The following is a 16,571-nucleotide window of genomic DNA, read 5'->3' on the forward strand; positions in this document are numbered from 1 at the left end:
CCATTTTAGGAATTTTTATGCTGCCCCGGGATGAATTGCCGTGACGATAGCACAGAAATTGCCCGTGAAAAGGATGATATTTATCTGCAGATGAGGTTGCCGGGGAGAGGCTAGCCCCCATACTGTTGGTTAGGAGGAAATTGGATGAATGTGCATATGCCAACCGTGACGCTTGAGGACAAATACGTCGCGACGGAAGGTCGGGTGTATCTGACCGGCATACAGGCGCTCGTCCGATTGGCACTTGATCGCGCACGCCTAGACCAGCAGGCTGGTATGAAAACCGGCGGGTTCATTTCAGGTTATCGCGGATCGCCGCTGGCAGGCTACGACACCGAGCTGATGCGCGCGAAGCGTCACCTCAAGTCCTCCGATGTCGTTTTCAAGCCTGGCGTGAATGAGGAACTAGGAGCGACAGCTGTCTGGGGTAGCCAGAAGCTGCGCGGTGAAGGCGGTGTGGGGCGTCCAACCGATTATGACGGCGTGTTCGGGATCTGGTACGGCAAGGCTCCCGGCGTGGACAGGGCCGGCGACGTCCTGCGTCAGGCCAATGCATCCGGTACCGACAGAAATGGTGGCGTGCTTGCTCTTGCAGGCGATGATCATCTGGCAAAGTCTTCCATTCTTCCGGCGCAAAGCGAATTCTTTTTCCAACATGCCGAAATTCCCGTTCTCAATCCGGCGGATATCCAGGACGTTCTCGACTACGGTCTGCACGGGCTGGAAATGTCGCGCTTCACCAGCCTTTGGACGGCACTGATTTGCGTCGCCGACACAATGGATGCGTCGGCAACGATCAACGTTTCTTCGGACCGCCTGAGACTTGTGCGTCCGCTCGACGACGATCCGCGGAAGGACTATCGCCAGAACCGCGACCTAATGCTTGGCAACCGGCTCGAAACCGAGCGCCTGGTACGCGATCTCAGGATTCCTGCGGCGCAGAACTACGTGCGCACCAATGGCCTCGACAGGATCACCTTCGGCAGTACTCGCCAGGTGAAACTTGGAATTGTCGCGTCCGGCAAAGCCTATCGCGACCTGCTTCAGGCGCTTGACCTGATGGGCATAACCGAGGCAATGGCCAAGTCGATGGGCCTTGCCGTCTACAAGGTTGCCATGACCTGGCCGCTTGAACCCCTTGGTCTCAGGGAATTTGCGCGCGGCGCGGAACGGCTTTTGATCGTCGAACACAAGCGCGCCTTCATGGAAAGCCAGATCAAGGAAATTTCCTATCACTGGTCGGAAATGAGCCGCCCGGAGATCTGGGGCAAACGGCGCCCTGATGGTTCGCCATTCCTGTCTGATGTTCTGGAACTGTCCGTTGCCGAGCTTATCGAAGGTTTGATGAAGTGGCTTCCCGGCGATGTCGTCAGCGAGGACATGCGCGCTGTTGCGAGCCGGATGACACGCCAGGCGATGTGGGCACAGGGCCATGCCGAGAGAGCCGCCCGTATCCCGTATTTCTGCTCTGGCTGTCCGCATTCAACATCGACCAAGACACCTGAAGGATCCCGGTCGTTGCCAGGCATTGGATGTCACGCAATGACCGAGATGGCCGGCCGGACGACGGAAGGCCAGATAGCAATGGGTGGTGAGGGCGTTCTGTGGGTCGGTCAGCAACCCTTCTCAGGCGATAGCCATGTCTTTGCCAATGTCGGGGACGGCACCTATTTCCACTCCGGCATCCTGGCCATACGCCAGGCACTCGCCTCGAACGTGCCGATTACCTACAAGATCCTTTATAATGACGCTGTCGCCATGACAGGCGGACAGAAAGTCGACGGCCAATTGAGCGTGCCGCAAATCACCCGTCAGCTTGAAGCGGAAGGCGTTGAGCGGATTGCCGTTGTCTCGGAAAATCCGGAAAACTACGGCTCCTGGACGCCAATTGCCCCGGGCACGAAAGTGCACCACCGGGACGAGCTTATGGACGTTCAGGAGGAACTGCAGTCTTTCCCGGGCGTCTCGGTGATCGTCTATGATCAGACATGCGCTGCTGAAAAACGCCGCCGGCGCAAGCGCGGTCAGTTCCCGGATCCTGACAAGCGTCTTTTCATCAATGACCGTGTCTGCGAAGGCTGTGGAGACTGCTCTGTTCAATCGAACTGCCTGTCGGTCGAACCACTGGCTACGCCGTTCGGTGAAAAGAGGGTCATCAACCAGTCAAGTTGCAACAAGGATTTTTCCTGCATCAAGGGATTTTGCCCATCCTTTGTGGAAGTTGACGGCGCGGCGCTGAAAAAGCCAAAAAAGGCAGATGTCGATATCGATGCTCTGGTGACAACCCTCCCGCAGCCAGAGCTTGCTTCACTGGAACGAACTCACAACACGCTGGTCGCAGGCATTGGCGGCATGGGCGTAACGACAATCAGCGCGGTGCTTGCCATGGCAGCGCATGTCGACGGCAAACAAGCCTCTACGCTTGACATGACTGGGCTTGCGCAAAAGGGCGGGCCGGTCACCTCTCACGTTCGGTTTGCTGCAAGCGACAGATCCATAGAAGGACCCCGTGTTCCTGCTGCAAGCCTGGACCTTCTGGTGGCGAGCGACATGGTGGTCGCGACCAATGCCGATCAGCTTGCTCTTGCACATCGCGGCCAAACGCTGACAGTTGCAAATACCAAGGTTGCACCGACTGCCGAATTCGTTTTGAAGCAGACGCTTTCGTTTGATGAAACGCGCATGGACACGGCTCTGCGCGAGGCGTCCGGAAAGTATCTTCCGCTGAATGCTGCTGATGTCGCCGAGAAGCTTTTGGGCGATGCGATCTATGCCAACATGCTTCTTGTCGGAATGGCTTATCAAAGCGGTGCGTTGCCTATTTCGGACTATGCTCTGGAAACGGCCCTGGAGTTGAACGGGGCTGCTGTTGCCAACAACATCAAAGCATTCCGGGCAGGGCGTGTGCTGGCTGCAGATCCGGACCAGCTTTTGAAAACACTGCCATCTGAGCACAAGCCCCGGCAGTTCACGCTGGACGAAAAGATCGCCTTCAATGCGGCGGAGCTGACGGTCTATCAGGACAGCGCATATGCCGCGCGTTACCTGGAATTGTTGGAAAAGGTAAAGACAGCCGACGAAGCCCATGGCCCTGGCACGTTGCGCCTTACACAGACCGTTGCTGACCTGCTTTACAAGGTGATGGCCTACAAGGACGAATATGAAGTCGCACGGCTCTATGCCGATCCGGCATTCAAGGAAAAGATTGCGCAGCGCTTTGAAAACCCGAAGAAACTGAAAGTCCATCTGGCGCCGCCTTTCCTGGCGCATCGCAAGGACCCGAAGACCGGCCGACCGGAAAAGATCGCTTTCGGCCCCTGGGTATTCGGCGTTTTCGGGTTGCTTGCCAAATTCAAGGCCATGCGAGGCAAGTGGTACGACCCGTTTGGCCGCACGCATGAGCGCCGCGCGGAGCGCGCCTTGATTGCTCAATACGAAAAGGATATCGCCGAGATCCTGAACAAGTTGCCGGACGGCAATTACGGGCTTTTGGTTGAAATTGCCCGGGTCCCTGATCTTGTTCGTGGTTTCGGACCCGTGAAGGACGCAAACTTTCAAAAGGCCATTGAAAAGCGCCAGCAACTGCTGGAACAGCTGGACAAGTCTGGAGATGGCGGCAGCAAAAAGGCCGACAGTACCAAGGAATTTCTGGCTGCCGCAGAATAAGGCTTGATGGAGCGAAGACCGGCGCACCGCGCCGGTTCCTGGCTCTGCGGTTTTGGGTTTACCAGCAAGTCTGCAGCTCTGAACGGCTTGCAATCTCTAATGCCACCCGGCCGATGTGTTGGTGTATCGAGCGGTTGATCGCGCAAGATAGTGCCTCTGTTTTGCCGGCAGGGTCGGCTCGGACATTTTTTCACGCGTGAGTTAAATGAACAGACCATCCTGAACCCTGAATTGCATAAAACCCCAAGTCGATTTCATTTTTTTCACAGTGTTTTTCGACTATTTTCCAGTCCGATTTTTCTGGATTTTAGACGAATTGAAACGCGAAAATTCCTTTTTATCAGCGGTTTACAGACGTTCCGTAAAATCTAAATTGAATTCGCGCAAGGTTTTACAAAAAGACAATTACATTCTCGAAATGTGTGTTTTGCTCTTCTTTAAATCTCGGCGTCATCTTCGCTACCAACGCCAAATCGGCAAAATTTGAGAATTGGTATCGAAGTATGACAGAAGCGTTGAAAACAGAACTGGTGAACTTTTCGGAGCTGACTGGTGAAGCTGGCAGCGCCCGTCGAGCGGAGCTGGCGCGGCACGTTGCGACCTTGTTCGCATTGACGTCGGACCGCTGCTCAGACGAGCAGGTCGATATCTACGACTCGGTGCTGTTGCGCCTCGTCGACATGGTGGAGTCCGAAGTTCGGCGATACGTCGCTGAGCAGATGTCGAGCCTTAGGCGCGGCCCTGAGGAGACCATCCGCCGCCTTGCTGATGACGATATTGAAGTTGCGGAACCCATTCTGGTGAGGTCCACCGTCCTGCGCGACACTGATCTGATCAAGATCGCCGAGAAGCGTGGCAACGCCCACCTTTTCGCAATGGCGCAAAGAGAGGTTCTGACAGAGTCCCTTACCGATATTCTGGTGACAAAGGGGGATTTGAAGGTCAAGCGGAAGGTTGCCAGCAACGATGGGGCAAGCCTTTCAAATGCGGCCATCAATGCACTCATCAGCGATGCAACCTCGGATGCGACGCTGCAATTGTCTCTGAGTGAACGCGCAGATCTCGCTGAGAACCATATCTCCAACCTGATTTTAGTGGCCAGCGAGGAAGTCAGAAAAAAGCTGAATGCGGCCGGCCGGGGCAAGGATGCTGAGCGTCTGGACGAAGCCGCAGATATTGCCGCACAGCGCATGTCCAACCAGTATTGGCTTGGGCGCTATGACTTCGAAACTGCTCGCAGCCGTGTGCTGATGTTGGCGAAACGAGGCATGGTCAATGAGGCGGCTTTGCGCCGGTTTGCCTCAGAAGACCGGTTTGCTGAAGTGGTGGCCACATTCGCCTGGCTGGTGAGATGCGGTGTTGAGGAAGTCAGTCACTGGATGGTGCGTCCCGATCCTGAGCCCTTCGTGATCCTCGCCAAGGCATCGGGGTTTTCATCTATCACCATAAGTTCGCTTTTGAGCATCGGACCGTGGCGGCACCGCCTGACGCCTGAATCGCGCAGCGATGCAATGTCATTGTTCGAGCGCATGACCATTGCAGAAGCCAAACGCAAGATGGCGCATTGGAATTTGAACGTCCTGCACTGAAGCGTAGAAAAATCCAGTACCTTGACAGCACTGGAGGGCCCGGTTCCTTGGAGCCGGGCCTTGATCTATTGCTGCGGCAACAACCTGTTACACTTGGTTTCTTTTATTAATCACGGAACCGTGCTTAACAGGGGCTGATTACTTTTATGAATCGTTACGGGGCTGAAATGCGTTCTCTTTCCCATTCGTCTTTTCAATTCAACTTGAAAAGGCATTGTCTAATCTCGGCCATTTGCATCCTGGCTGCGATCCTTATTGCAGGTTTTGCCGGTAATCTCGGCGTTTCTGCTTCGCACGCTCAGGGCATTACCGGTGTCATTTCTTCCATGTCCGCGTCAAAGGACGCTGACACGGCAGAGACGCCGGAAGGTGGCGACGAGACCACCGTTGATGCTGCCGCGCGCGAAGCGGCCGAGCATAGCGAGGGCGAGGGCGTTCTAGCCAACCTAGACGAGTTCGCTGATGAAGCGGTCGCGGCACGCGATGTCTTCAAGAAGATCCTCGGCGAGATTCCCATCATTCATCAGACAATGCTGGCCACCTTGCGCGCGGAAGGCGAAGGGCAGGGTTTGAGCTGGATCCCGGTTGCCTTGATTGACATAGTGATCGCCGTTGTTCTGGGACAGGCGGCGTCCTACCTGCTTGCGCGTTGGGGCCGAAGACAGTTTGCGGGCATGTACCGGGCCGACGTTTATTCCCGGTCCGACAAGATCATTTATCTCTATCTGCGTGCCATACTGATGATTGTCGGTGTTGTGCTGTTTTTTGCCGTCGCAGCCATGGTGTTCCTGACGATTGGCAGCGGTCTTGAATCTGCCAACGAAACCGCAATGGTTGCCTTTGGGGTCATTTCCGCCTTCATGGCCCTCAAGATAATCTGGCTCAATCTTCTGGTTCCGGATGCGGCCAGCCATCGGTTGCTGGCTCTTTCCGACAAGGAAGCTGGTGGCCTTTACCGATTGCTGCTGATCGGATCAGGCGTCTCGCTTACGGCGGTTGCCTTCTGTTTGTGGATGGAAAGGCTCGGGTTGAATGAAGATGCGCACAAGATCGCCTTGATCGCTGCCTCCGCGCTTTCAATGATCATCCTGATCGGAATTGCGCTGGTTTATCGGAAAGTTATCGGCAGGTTGATCCGCGGTGAGGACGAGCACGCAACGCCCTTGTGGCGGCGTGTTCTGGGGAACGTCTGGCACTATGTTGCGATATTCTACTTCATCGTGGCATGGGCGATTTCCGCCGTTCGAATTCTGTTGGACCTGCCAGACGCGACGGGCCTTGTCGGCGCGCCGCTTCAGGTACTGCTGCTTGCTGCCATTGCCTATGGCATCCTTATCCTGATCATCGATCGACTGCTGTTGCCCCGCCTTGATACGGCGGACGCACAGGCCAAGATCGCGGAAGACATCAAGCGCGCCGAAGAAAGCGAGGGCACCGAAGACGATCCGGAAAGTGCTCTGGCTCAAGCGCGTGCCGAAGCAGCCGAACGCGAAGCGTTGCGCACTCCGTTCCGGAACCTTTTTGACCGCGGTGCCGCGATCCTGGTGTTGTTCGGATCTTTGGACCTTTTGGCCAACATGTGGGGTGTTCCTCTTGCCGGTAGTGGCTCGCTGATCGGGTCCTTCGTTGAGGTCCTTCTCGTAATGTTCCTCGGCTACATGGCTTATGAAGCCGTAAAAATCGTCATAGACCGTCAGATCGCCAAGGAATCTCCCGCGGACAAGGATGAGGAAGCCGAAGTCGGCGGCGCCGGGGAAAGCCGGATCGCGACATTGCTGCCGATCTTCCGCAACTTCCTTCTCATTACGATCGTGGTCATTGCGGCCATGGTGGTGTTGGCGGAACTCGGCGTAAACATCGCGCCACTCTTTGCCGGTGCCGGTGTTGTCGGTCTTGCCATCGGCTTCGGCGCTCAAACCCTGATCAGGGATATTTTCTCAGGCGCGTTCTATCTGATCGACGATGCGTTCCGGAAAGGTGAGTATATTGATATCGGCAGTGCCAAGGGCGTGGTTGAAAAGATCTCGATCCGCTCGATGCAACTTCGCCACCATCGTGGTGCGCTGACAACGGTTCCATTCGGTGAAATCCAGCAGGTCGAAAACTTTTCACGCGACTGGGCCGTGATGAAGCTTGCATTCCGGGTCACCTACGACACCGATGTCGACAAGATGCGCAAGATCATCAAAAACTTCGGCAAGGAACTTCTGGACGACGAGTATTACGGCCCGATGTTCCTGGCGCCGCTGAAATCACAAGGCATCCTCTCCATGGAGGATTCTGCGATGATTGCGCGTGTGAAATTCACTACCAAACCCGGCAAGCAGTTCGAGCTCCGCAAGGTCGTCTATGCCGGTCTACGGGATCTGTTCGAGCAAAACGGCATCAAATTCGCGCATCGTCAGGTCACAGTTCGGGTGGCCGGTGCGGGCGAAGAAGAAAACGGCCAGATTTCGCCAGAGACAGCCAAGGCGGCGGCACAGGCCGCGCTGGCGGGCGGCGCCGCCCACACCACTTATGACGATCTGGTTGCCGGAGAGGACGGCCAGGGGCAGGAGGACCAGCTCTAGCAGTCGCACTTTAATCTGAACACGCGTGCTGAAGCGTAGTCATAGTGCTATGCTTCAGCTTGCGGGTTTCAGGATTGGGGGGAATATGCTGATACGAGTGCTGGTTTACACCACATTGCTTTTTGCATCGGCGGGCTTTGCCTTTGCCGGCCCTGTTCAGGACAAGGCTGCTCAAGCCGAGGCTGCCTTGAGCGAGGACAAAGGCGCAGAAGCGGTCGCGCTGATGCGCGAAGCGATTTTCGAAGTCTGGAAACAGGCACCCTTGTCGATCCCAACCGCAACATTCGTCACTGCGCCAGCAGACGGCTATGGTATTTTTACGCCGAGGTCTGATAGCAGTTTTCCTACCGGCGAAGCATTGCGGGTCTACCTGGAGCCGATAGGCTTTGACTGGAACGTGGCTGACGGCCTTTACACGTCTCTTTTGACAGTCGACTTTGATCTGACCACTCCAGATGGAAAGGTACTTGCCGGTCAAAAAGGTTTCGGCAAATTCGACTTCAAGAGCCATGTGCCGAATTCAGAGTACATGGTCAATCTGACACTGAATGTCAGTGGTGCACCAGCTGGAGATTATGTGCTGGTGTTGACCGTGAATGATGAACATGGCGGCGGGTCCGCCAAAGTGCAGCTGCCGTTCTCAATCCAGTAAGAAGCGGCTCATAGTAGGCGCCAAAGCTTCAGACCTGCCGATTTCAGTATCTGGTACATGGACCTTGCGGATGAAATCCGATATCGGTCCCGCACTCGAATTGTCTTGGAAACGGTATGCAAATTGGATTTCAGGCGGGCGCTCTCAACGAGCGCGGCATGAGTGTGGCCCTTTTTGATTATGCTCGCGGCGTTCAGAATTGCCTCGGCCATGAAGCGGTTGTCTTTCATAGTGAGGCCAAGAGTTCGCCTGATGTTGTTGAAAAATTCAGCAAGGAGCTGCGTCTGGTTGCAATGCCGATTGACGAGAACCCGCTGAGTTTCACAGCATCTTATGCTCTGAATTTTTGCTACTACATTCGCGACGGTCGCACGGACCAATTGAAGGTGATGGCTGAGCGGTCGGGTGTTCATGCCGTTTTTCGTCATTTCGATCCTCATGGTGACGTTTATGCCTACGTCTCCGACTGGATGAGTGATTGGATGACGGGCGGCAAAGCGCCAGCTGTGCCGCACATTGTCGATCTGCCGGAACCGACTGGAGACATGCGCGCCGAGCTGGGACTTGACCGCGATGCGTTTGTGGTTGGCCGGTATGGCGGCTTCGATCAGTTCAATCTCGAATTTGCCCATCTGGCGGTCGGTGAAGCTCTTGAGAAGCGGTCCAACTTGCATTTGGTCTTCGTGAACACCGAAGCCTTTATCGAACACCCGCGGGTGATCTTCCTGCCGCCCATTGTGGAACCGTCCGAAAAAGCACGTTTCATTGCGACTTGTGATGCCGGGTTGAATGCCAAGAAAATCGGCGAGAGCTTCGGTTTGGCAATTGCCGAGTTTCTGATGTTCGGCAAGCCTGTCTTCAGCTGGGCCGGGGGCATGGATCAGAACCATGTTGCCATGAGCCCAAGGAAAGAGTGGATTTATCGGACACGCCGCGAGCTGGTTCGTCTCCTGGTTGACTTTTCACCGTCTGCGGAAGACGGAGATGTGGCGAGGCAATCTGTTGAGCAGTATCGGCCGGAGCCGGTAATGGCACGTTTTGACGATGTTTTTCTTTCCGGAAAATATCCGTCGAGTGATCTCACGCTGGATCCGGTGTTCAAAGCCAAGCGGTTCCTTCAGGAAAAGGCGATGCGGGCCAAGTTCAGACTGTGGAAGAGCATTTGAATATGAGACTTTTTGACTGTTTCGTCTTTCACAACGAATTTGACCTTCTCGAAATCCGCCTTCGGGAAATGGGCGAACACGTCGACCACTTTGTTCTGGTGGAAGCAAATCAGACCCAGCGTGGTGACGATAAACCCTACTATTTCGCTGAGAACAGAGACCGGTTTGCGCCCTGGGCGGATAAGATCATCGACCTGCAAATCGCCTTTCCGGAGAAACTCCCACCGGCACTTGGTGTTTACAAGAACCGGCGGAAAAAGGACTGGGAGCGTGAAAACTTTCAACGCAATTGCATCGCCCGGGCGCTGGAACAGCTTTCCGGCGACGATCTCATCCTGCTATCTGATGTTGATGAGATTGTACGCTCTGACGTGCTGGCACGGGTGTTGGAGCAGCAGCTCTTCAGGAACAGGTTGCTGGTTTTCGAGCAGAGTTTGCACAAGCACCATCTCAATCGAATTGTCCCCGGCAAGACCTGGTTGCTCGGGTCGAGATTGATTGAAAAGAAGTATTTCACCACGCCGCAGCAACTGCGCCGAACCAAGGCGCGCATGACCAAGAAGGCATTCGTTCCCGACGTTCTGACCCAGCCATTCCTGCGGGTGCGCAACAACAATCTGACGGGCATCAGCCGACCGGTGCGGATTGTAAAGGATGCCGGGTGGCATTTTTCCTCAATGGGTGGGCTGAAAGCCTTTCAGACCAAACTGGCCTCGGTCGTCCATGGTCAGACGGTCGACACCAGCGACATTCAAGAACTCTACCGGAGGGAGCTCACAGGAACCGAGCTCACCCCGTTGAGCGTGTTGCCTGACTGTGTACAAGAGGGTCGTTTTGATCACATGCTGGCACGAACTGGCGGTGCGGAAACGCAATGATCTCTGCCGGTTCCTGAAGAGACTGCTTTCCTTCCCGCGGCCACGACAAAACATCTTCCCGCGCAAGGCCAAGATCGGCAAGCACGCAGTCCGCTTCGCGCCAATAAAGCCGGTCGCGCTCGGCCCTGAACCGCATGTCTGCGCGCCATCTTTCAAGAAATCGGATCAGAGCTCTCAAAGTCCGTTGAGTTGTGGCGAGTTCACGAATGAGAGGAAACTTCACGATCTTCATGAAGAAAAGTCCCTGTTTTGCAACAAAAGTGAGTTTATTATGCTCATTCCAATGGCGTTTGCCTAAGGAGAAGAATTCTCCATCCTGTGAATAAAATTCACACTCTGATGCATGGGAGATCGAGATTGAAACTGCCGCCGCTGAATGCGTTGCCAGCTTTTGAGGCGACTGTCCGGCTGGGATCCATGACTGCTGCCGCAGAAGAACTTGGCCGCACGCATGGGGCTGTCAGTAAGCAGTTAACGCATTTGAGTGAACAGGCGGGCGTACTACTTTTCCGGAAAGTTGGAGCGGGAGTTACGCCGACTTCGGACGGCAAGCTTCTGGCCGAAGCTGCGCGGTCGGCTTTGGGTGATTTGGAAAGGGCCTGGACAGACTTAAAACAGCGTTCGCAAGCACCTGTTCTGGATATTGCTGTCAGTGCCACCTTCGCGATGCGCTGGCTCATGCCGCTCATGCCACGTTTTTATCAACGTCGGCCGGACGCCCAGGTTAACTTCCGCATGACCGGCAAGACACGAATTCCGGATGATGAAATCGATGTCATCCTGACATGGGACCGGCTTCGCAGAGAGTTTCACGACGATGATGATATCCAGGTTCTTGGAGATGTCGCGTTTGGCATTGTTCATGCTCCGGGCCTCGAGATGGACATCCAAGGCAAGCATCTCAAGGTTCGCAATCGGTGCGTCCAGCAACTTCCCGGCGATGTTTGGGGCGCTTACAGCAAATTGACCGAGATCACGGTCCAGGCGGAAAGCAAGACGGCCTATGAGCACACCTTCCTCGTGATTGAGGCAGCTCTTGCCGGTTTTGGGGCGGCGCTTCTGGAAAAACGTCTGGTGGAGGATGAACTCAAGGATGGCCGCCTGATTGCTCCATTCGGCTTTCAGACGATTGAAGGCGGCTTCGGCGCGATCCTGCCGGATGGGAAGCAGCCGAGACCATTGGTAAAGGTGTTTTTGGATTGGCTGCAGGAAGAGGCAAAGGGATACCGACCATGAAAGCTAAGGCCTGCCCGATGTGAGCAGAGAAGCTGTACCAGATGGGGAGCAAGTGCGAACTTGTTGCAGGTGTCTGATTTTGCTTTTAAAATAAAGACTTATCAAAATTTTGTCTGCGCCGAAATGGGCTTTAATGTGTTCGGTCGAAGAGAGAAGTTATAAATATGACTTTTTGAGTCGACTTTCTTCTAAGCTTCAGATACCCAGAACCGGTACACAATCCATACGGAGACCGCCATGTCTATCAAGACACAAATGTGCGGCTTCCTTGGAGCTATTGCAGCCAGCGTTCTTATTCTTTCGCCAGCAACCGATGCACAAGCAGAAGCCTTGACTTTCACCGACATCGCGGGCCGCGAAGTCACCCTTCCTGAATTGCCGGACAAAATCATACTTGGCGAAGGCCGGATGATGTACGGGATCGCTCCCCTGATCGATGGCAATCCCTTCGAAAAAATCGTTGGCTGGAAAAATGATCTGGTTCAATACGATCCGGATGCTTTCCGCAAATACCAGGCCGTCTTCCCCGAAGACGCTGCGCGCATGATTGATTTCGGCAATCCCTATGCCGGCGAATTCAGCATTGAAGCGGTACTGGAAGCTGAAACCGATCTGGTTCTGCTTGACGTTGGGAACCTGTTCAAAGCAGAAGAAACCGGTCTGATCGAAAAGCTCGGCAATGCCGGCGTACAGGTCGCCTTTATCGACTTCCGCCGGAATGCAACGGAAAACGCCGTTCCGTCGATGCTGATCCTCGGCCGGATCTTCGGCGAAGAGAAAAAAGCCGCCGAATTCATTGATTTCTACATCGCACAGATGCGGAAAGTGACCAACATTGTCGACACGATCCCGGCTGAAGACCGGCCCCTGGTCGTTGTTGAAAATGCTGCTGGTTGGCAAACTGATTTTTGTTGCTGGTCCTTTGGACCTTACAATTACGGGCGTTTCGTGGAGCTTGCCGGGGGCAAAAACTATGCTTCAACGCTCGCAAATGCCTATTCGGTTGAACTGAACCTGGAAGGGATCATCGAAGCCGACCCGGATGTCGTTTTCGGGACCGGTGCGAATTGGAAAGAAGCGAAACCGGAAGTCACCTCAACGCTGCTCGGCTATGAAGGCGACCCGGAAGTCAACAGCGACCGGCTTGCAGCGCTTGCTGCCCGCCCTGGCTTTGCCGATTTGCGTGCTGTGAAAGAGGGCCGGTTCCATTCGGTCTATCACCAGTTCTACAACTCGCCCTACCACTTCGTTGCAATTCAGGTTCTGGCCAAATGGCTGCATCCTGAAGACTTTGAAGACCTCGACCCAGAGGCGACATTCAAGGAATTGCACGACCGGTTCCTACCTTATGACCTGTCGGGTCAGTTCTGGATTTCTCTTAAAAACTAGGGCTTTCAAGTCCGCGGGCCCTGCGGCGAACCGTTCCGCAGGGCCTGATCTATCAGGTGCTCCATGTCTGAAATTACCCCGCCTTCCAGTGAGGCGCTGTTGCTGGTGCGCGGTTACAAGCGCCGGTCACTGCAGCGCGTTGCACTGGTTCTGCTCGCATTTGCTGTGCTTGCCGTTCTAGTTATTGTCGATGTCACGACAGGACCGGCAAATCTATCGGTTTGGCGGACCGCTGAAGTCATATTCGACCGTTCGATAGCGACCGCCAAAGAAGACGTCATCATCTGGCAATTGCGACTGCCCGTGGCAATTATGGCCGTGGCGGTGGGCGCAATGCTTGGCGTTGCCGGCGCCGAAATGCAGACGATATTGAACAATCCGCTCGCTGATCCTTTCACACTCGGCCTCAGCTCTGCAGCGGGTTTTGGTGCAGCACTGGCAATTGTGCTTGGGTGGTCAGTCATTCCAGGTGTCGGCGGTTTGTTTGTTTCTGTGAACGCCTTTGTTTTCGCAATGCTGACATCATGTGCACTCTTTTTATTCACGCGGCTTCGCGGTGTGTCACCTGAGGCGATGATCCTTGTCGGGATCGCGATGCTGTTCACGTTCAATGCGCTCCTGGCATTCCTTCAATATGGTGCATCGGAAATTCAGTTGGCCCAGCTTATCTTCTGGCAATTAGGGTCATTGGCGCGTGCCACGTGGGCGAAAGTCGGGGTTTGCTTCCTGGTTTTGGCGCTGGTCCTTCCCTGGTTCATGTACCGCTCCTGGGCTCTTACAGCGCTTCGTATGGGGGAAGACAAGGCGGCGGCACTTGGCGTTAATGTCAGCCTGTTGCGGATCGGCGTATCGGCAGGTGTTTCTCTTCTGTCGGCCGTCGCCGTGTCTTTTGTCGGCGCCATCGCCTTTGTTGGCCTCGTCGGGCCTCACATTGCCAGAATGATCGTCGGTGAAGACCAGCGTGGTTTTCTGCCTTTGTCTGCTCTTTGTGGAGCGCTCATTCTCTCCGGCACATCCATTGCCTCTAAAGCGATTTCGCCGGGAATTGTCTATCCGATCGGCATGATCACGTCGCTCATCGGTATCCCGTTCTTCATTCTTTTGATCCTTGGACAACGTAAAAGGCATTGGCAATGAGCGGGCTGTCTGCTGAAGGTCTGAGCTTTTCTTATGGGCCTCGGCAAATATTCAATCAGGTAGATGTCGGACCGGTAAAAAGCGGCCAATTGACCGCCCTTATCGGGCCGAATGCCTCCGGCAAATCGACCTTGTTTCGTCTGATCGCCGGATTGCTCTCCGTTGAGGCTGGCAGGGTGCGGCTTGATGAGACCGATCTCGCCTCGCTTTCCACGCGTGCGCGGCTCAAGCGGATCTGCTTTATGTCGCAGTTTTTCACGGCAAACGCGGCATTGACTGTTTTCGACGTCGTCATGATGGCGCACAAGCAATTGCAAGGATGGAGGGTCAGCGAGGCGGACATGATCTCTGTCGGGACTGCACTCGAAGCAGCCGGCATCGGCCATCTTGCGGAGGCTTATGTAAGTGAACTGTCCGGGGGACAGTCCCAAATGGTTTCTGTCGCCCAGGCGCTGATCCGGAATTCGGATGTTTATCTCTTCGATGAGCCGACGTCTGCGCTTGATCTTCGTCACCAACTGGAGGTTTTGCAGCAAATCAGGTCGGCGGTTATTGCCAGAAATGCGATTGGAATTGTCGCCCTTCATGACCTCAACCTGGCTGCGCGTTTTGCCGACAACCTTATTCTGCTCGGTAACGGACGGATCCTGGCGCAAGGCAGTCCCGCTGAAGTGCTGCGCAAACAATCCATTGCAGACACCTATGGGGTTGCCATTGAAACCTCCACTGGTCCCAGAGAGGAGATCGTCGTTCATGCTTACCCGTCGTAATTTCGTCCTCTCCCTGACCGCACTGGCTGGTGTTGGTCCGGCATTGGCGTGCCCTGCGCCCAAGGCAAACGGCACGTCGCATGGCATCTTGATGCTAAATGCCGACTGCGGTGATCCCAACAAACCGAATGTCTTTGAACCTGCGATCCTGCACATAAATACAGGCGACACTGTCACCTTTGTCCCAACCGATGCCGGGCACAACTCGGCGTCAAAACGCGGCATGATTCCCGAAGGGGCCGAGCCATGGAACAGTGCGATCGATGAAAGACTGATGATCGAATTCACCGTTCCTGGAATTTACGGCCATATCTGTGTGCCGCATTATGAGTGGGGCATGGTCGGTCTGATCGTTGTTGGCCAGGATTTATCCAATCTTAAGGCTGTCAAGAAGGTGAGGCACCCGGGTAGTGCCCGAAAGGTCTTTCGGTCGCTTCTGAAAGAGCTGGAGGCGTAACCGAAGGCGATGGTCACTCAACTGATCAACACATGGACACGTGAGCCGCTTGAAGAAAGCAGCATGACGGCTGACCATACCTGGATCTGGCGGGAAATGATCTCTGCGATCGATGAGAAAGATCTGAGCAAGCAGAAGGTTCTGGACTTCGGCTGCAACCAGGGTGGATTCTTGCGACTGCTATTTGACCAGCGGCCTTTCGCGGCGGGGGTTGGTATCGACCTCGCCCAAAAGGCAGTCGATATTGCTGAAGCCCGAAAAGAGGGGCGGCCGATTGATTACAGAGCCGTTGCTGATCTGGCCGAGCTCGGCGAAACTTTCGATTTGGCCTTCAGCCATGAAGTTATCTACCTGATTGAAGATCTGGCCAGACACGCAGCGCAGATTGCCAGCGTCCTGAAACCAGGTGGCAATTATTACGCTGTCACCTGCTGCCACAAGGACAGTCCGTTGTGGGCTTCGTGGAGGCCAAAGATCCAGGCATTTTCAAATATCAATGTGCCCGATCATAGGGTTGAAGACATTTCAAGCGCTTTCCGGAGGGGCGGATTCGACGTCGCTGTCAGCCGTTTTCTAGCGTCGGCCTTCATCCCGTTGGAAGGTCCGAGCGAATTTTTTCCAAGCGACGTTGAACGACTGGAATGCTACGCGAACTGGAAACTGCTGTTCCGCATGACGCGCTCATGAGGGTCGTATGCCGCAGATCATTTGGCTGCCAATTGCTGACCTGCCGATCAAACAACTCAGCGCGTCCTTATCGGTGAGTGTCCGGGATGCACCTACTTGGCCATTGAATGTTCGATGAATTTCACAAAGTCCCGAAAGGTCAACTGCGCTTTTTCCTGATCTCGCGGACTGAAGACGTCATCTTCAAGAACACAGCCGAACTCTCTTTCGACGGCCATCACAATGCCGATTGCGTCAAAGCTGTCGGCTCCGAGTTTTGCCAATGTCGAGTTGGAGGAAATGATCCATTCGGCAATATTTAGTATCCACGCCTTGGAGGAAACCCCTCGTCTTCAGACGAGCCCGCTTTAGCGTGAAGTGAATAAGAATGACCA

The 16,571-nt window shown here is 54.8% G+C and carries 13 protein-coding genes; 12 read left to right on the forward strand and 1 reads right to left on the reverse strand.

Annotated features, from left to right (window positions below):
* The first annotated feature begins 144 nt into the window (after positions 1 to 144).
* The 12 genes from Q0835_RS08265 to Q0835_RS08320 all read left to right on the forward strand — a co-directional run bounded on the left by Q0835_RS08265 (position 145) and on the right by Q0835_RS08320 (position 16,197).
* A complete protein-coding gene (locus Q0835_RS08265; protein ID WP_298960140.1) occupies positions 145 to 3,666 on the forward strand; it encodes an indolepyruvate ferredoxin oxidoreductase family protein in 3,522 nt (1,173 codons plus the stop codon).
* Positions 3,667 to 4,169: 503 nt separating this feature from the next.
* Positions 4,170 to 5,255: a DUF2336 domain-containing protein gene (locus Q0835_RS08270; RefSeq protein ID WP_298818303.1), complete on the forward strand. Its 1,086-nt coding sequence runs from the start codon at positions 4,170 to 4,172 to the stop codon at positions 5,253 to 5,255.
* 167 nt (positions 5,256 to 5,422) lie between these two features.
* Positions 5,423 to 7,825 carry a mechanosensitive ion channel domain-containing protein gene (locus tag Q0835_RS08275; protein ID WP_298960142.1) on the forward strand — a complete coding sequence of 801 codons (2,403 nt, stop codon included), beginning with the start codon at positions 5,423 to 5,425 and terminating at the stop codon, positions 7,823 to 7,825.
* Between the two features lie 85 nt (positions 7,826 to 7,910).
* Complete coding sequence (locus tag Q0835_RS08280) at positions 7,911 to 8,477, forward strand: hypothetical protein (RefSeq protein ID WP_298960145.1); 567 nt, start codon at positions 7,911 to 7,913, stop codon at positions 8,475 to 8,477.
* A 116-nt stretch (positions 8,478 to 8,593) separates the two neighbouring features.
* The gene (locus Q0835_RS08285; protein WP_298960149.1) at positions 8,594 to 9,643 is read left to right on the forward strand and encodes a hypothetical protein; all 1,050 of its coding nucleotides are present in this window, start codon (positions 8,594 to 8,596) and stop codon (positions 9,641 to 9,643) included.
* Between the two features lie 2 nt (positions 9,644 to 9,645).
* The gene (locus tag Q0835_RS08290; protein ID WP_298960152.1) at positions 9,646 to 10,521 is read left to right on the forward strand and encodes a hypothetical protein; all 876 of its coding nucleotides are present in this window, start codon (positions 9,646 to 9,648) and stop codon (positions 10,519 to 10,521) included.
* Between the two features lie 357 nt (positions 10,522 to 10,878).
* The gene (locus Q0835_RS08295; RefSeq protein ID WP_298960154.1) at positions 10,879 to 11,757 is read left to right on the forward strand and encodes a LysR substrate-binding domain-containing protein; all 879 of its coding nucleotides are present in this window, start codon (positions 10,879 to 10,881) and stop codon (positions 11,755 to 11,757) included.
* A gap of 237 nt (positions 11,758 to 11,994) precedes the next feature.
* Positions 11,995 to 13,146: an ABC transporter substrate-binding protein gene (locus tag Q0835_RS08300; protein ID WP_298960157.1), complete on the forward strand. Its 1,152-nt coding sequence runs from the start codon at positions 11,995 to 11,997 to the stop codon at positions 13,144 to 13,146.
* Positions 13,147 to 13,209: 63 nt separating this feature from the next.
* Positions 13,210 to 14,283, forward strand: coding sequence for an iron ABC transporter permease (locus tag Q0835_RS08305; RefSeq protein WP_298960160.1), 1,074 nt, complete (start codon positions 13,210 to 13,212; stop codon positions 14,281 to 14,283).
* The gene (locus Q0835_RS08310) at positions 14,280 to 15,053 is read left to right on the forward strand and encodes an ABC transporter ATP-binding protein (protein ID WP_298960163.1); all 774 of its coding nucleotides are present in this window, start codon (positions 14,280 to 14,282) and stop codon (positions 15,051 to 15,053) included. The genes Q0835_RS08305 and Q0835_RS08310 overlap by 4 nt, the downstream gene beginning before the upstream one ends.
* Complete coding sequence (locus Q0835_RS08315; protein WP_298818321.1) at positions 15,037 to 15,510, forward strand: pseudoazurin; 474 nt, start codon at positions 15,037 to 15,039, stop codon at positions 15,508 to 15,510. Before Q0835_RS08310 ends, Q0835_RS08315 begins: the two co-directional genes overlap by 17 nt.
* A gap of 9 nt (positions 15,511 to 15,519) precedes the next feature.
* Complete coding sequence (locus Q0835_RS08320; RefSeq protein ID WP_298960166.1) at positions 15,520 to 16,197, forward strand: class I SAM-dependent methyltransferase; 678 nt, start codon at positions 15,520 to 15,522, stop codon at positions 16,195 to 16,197.
* A gap of 92 nt (positions 16,198 to 16,289) precedes the next feature.
* Here the strand turns inward: Q0835_RS08320 and Q0835_RS30345 are convergent, their stop codons facing one another.
* Positions 16,290 to 16,502: a phosphopantetheine-binding protein gene (locus Q0835_RS30345; RefSeq protein WP_366142331.1), complete on the reverse strand. Its 213-nt coding sequence runs from the start codon at positions 16,500 to 16,502 to the stop codon at positions 16,290 to 16,292.
* Positions 16,503 to 16,571 lie beyond the last annotated feature (69 nt).

Origin of the sequence: uncultured Roseibium sp. (assembly GCF_947499295.1) — a bacterium.
GTDB lineage: Bacteria > Pseudomonadota > Alphaproteobacteria > Rhizobiales > Stappiaceae > Roseibium.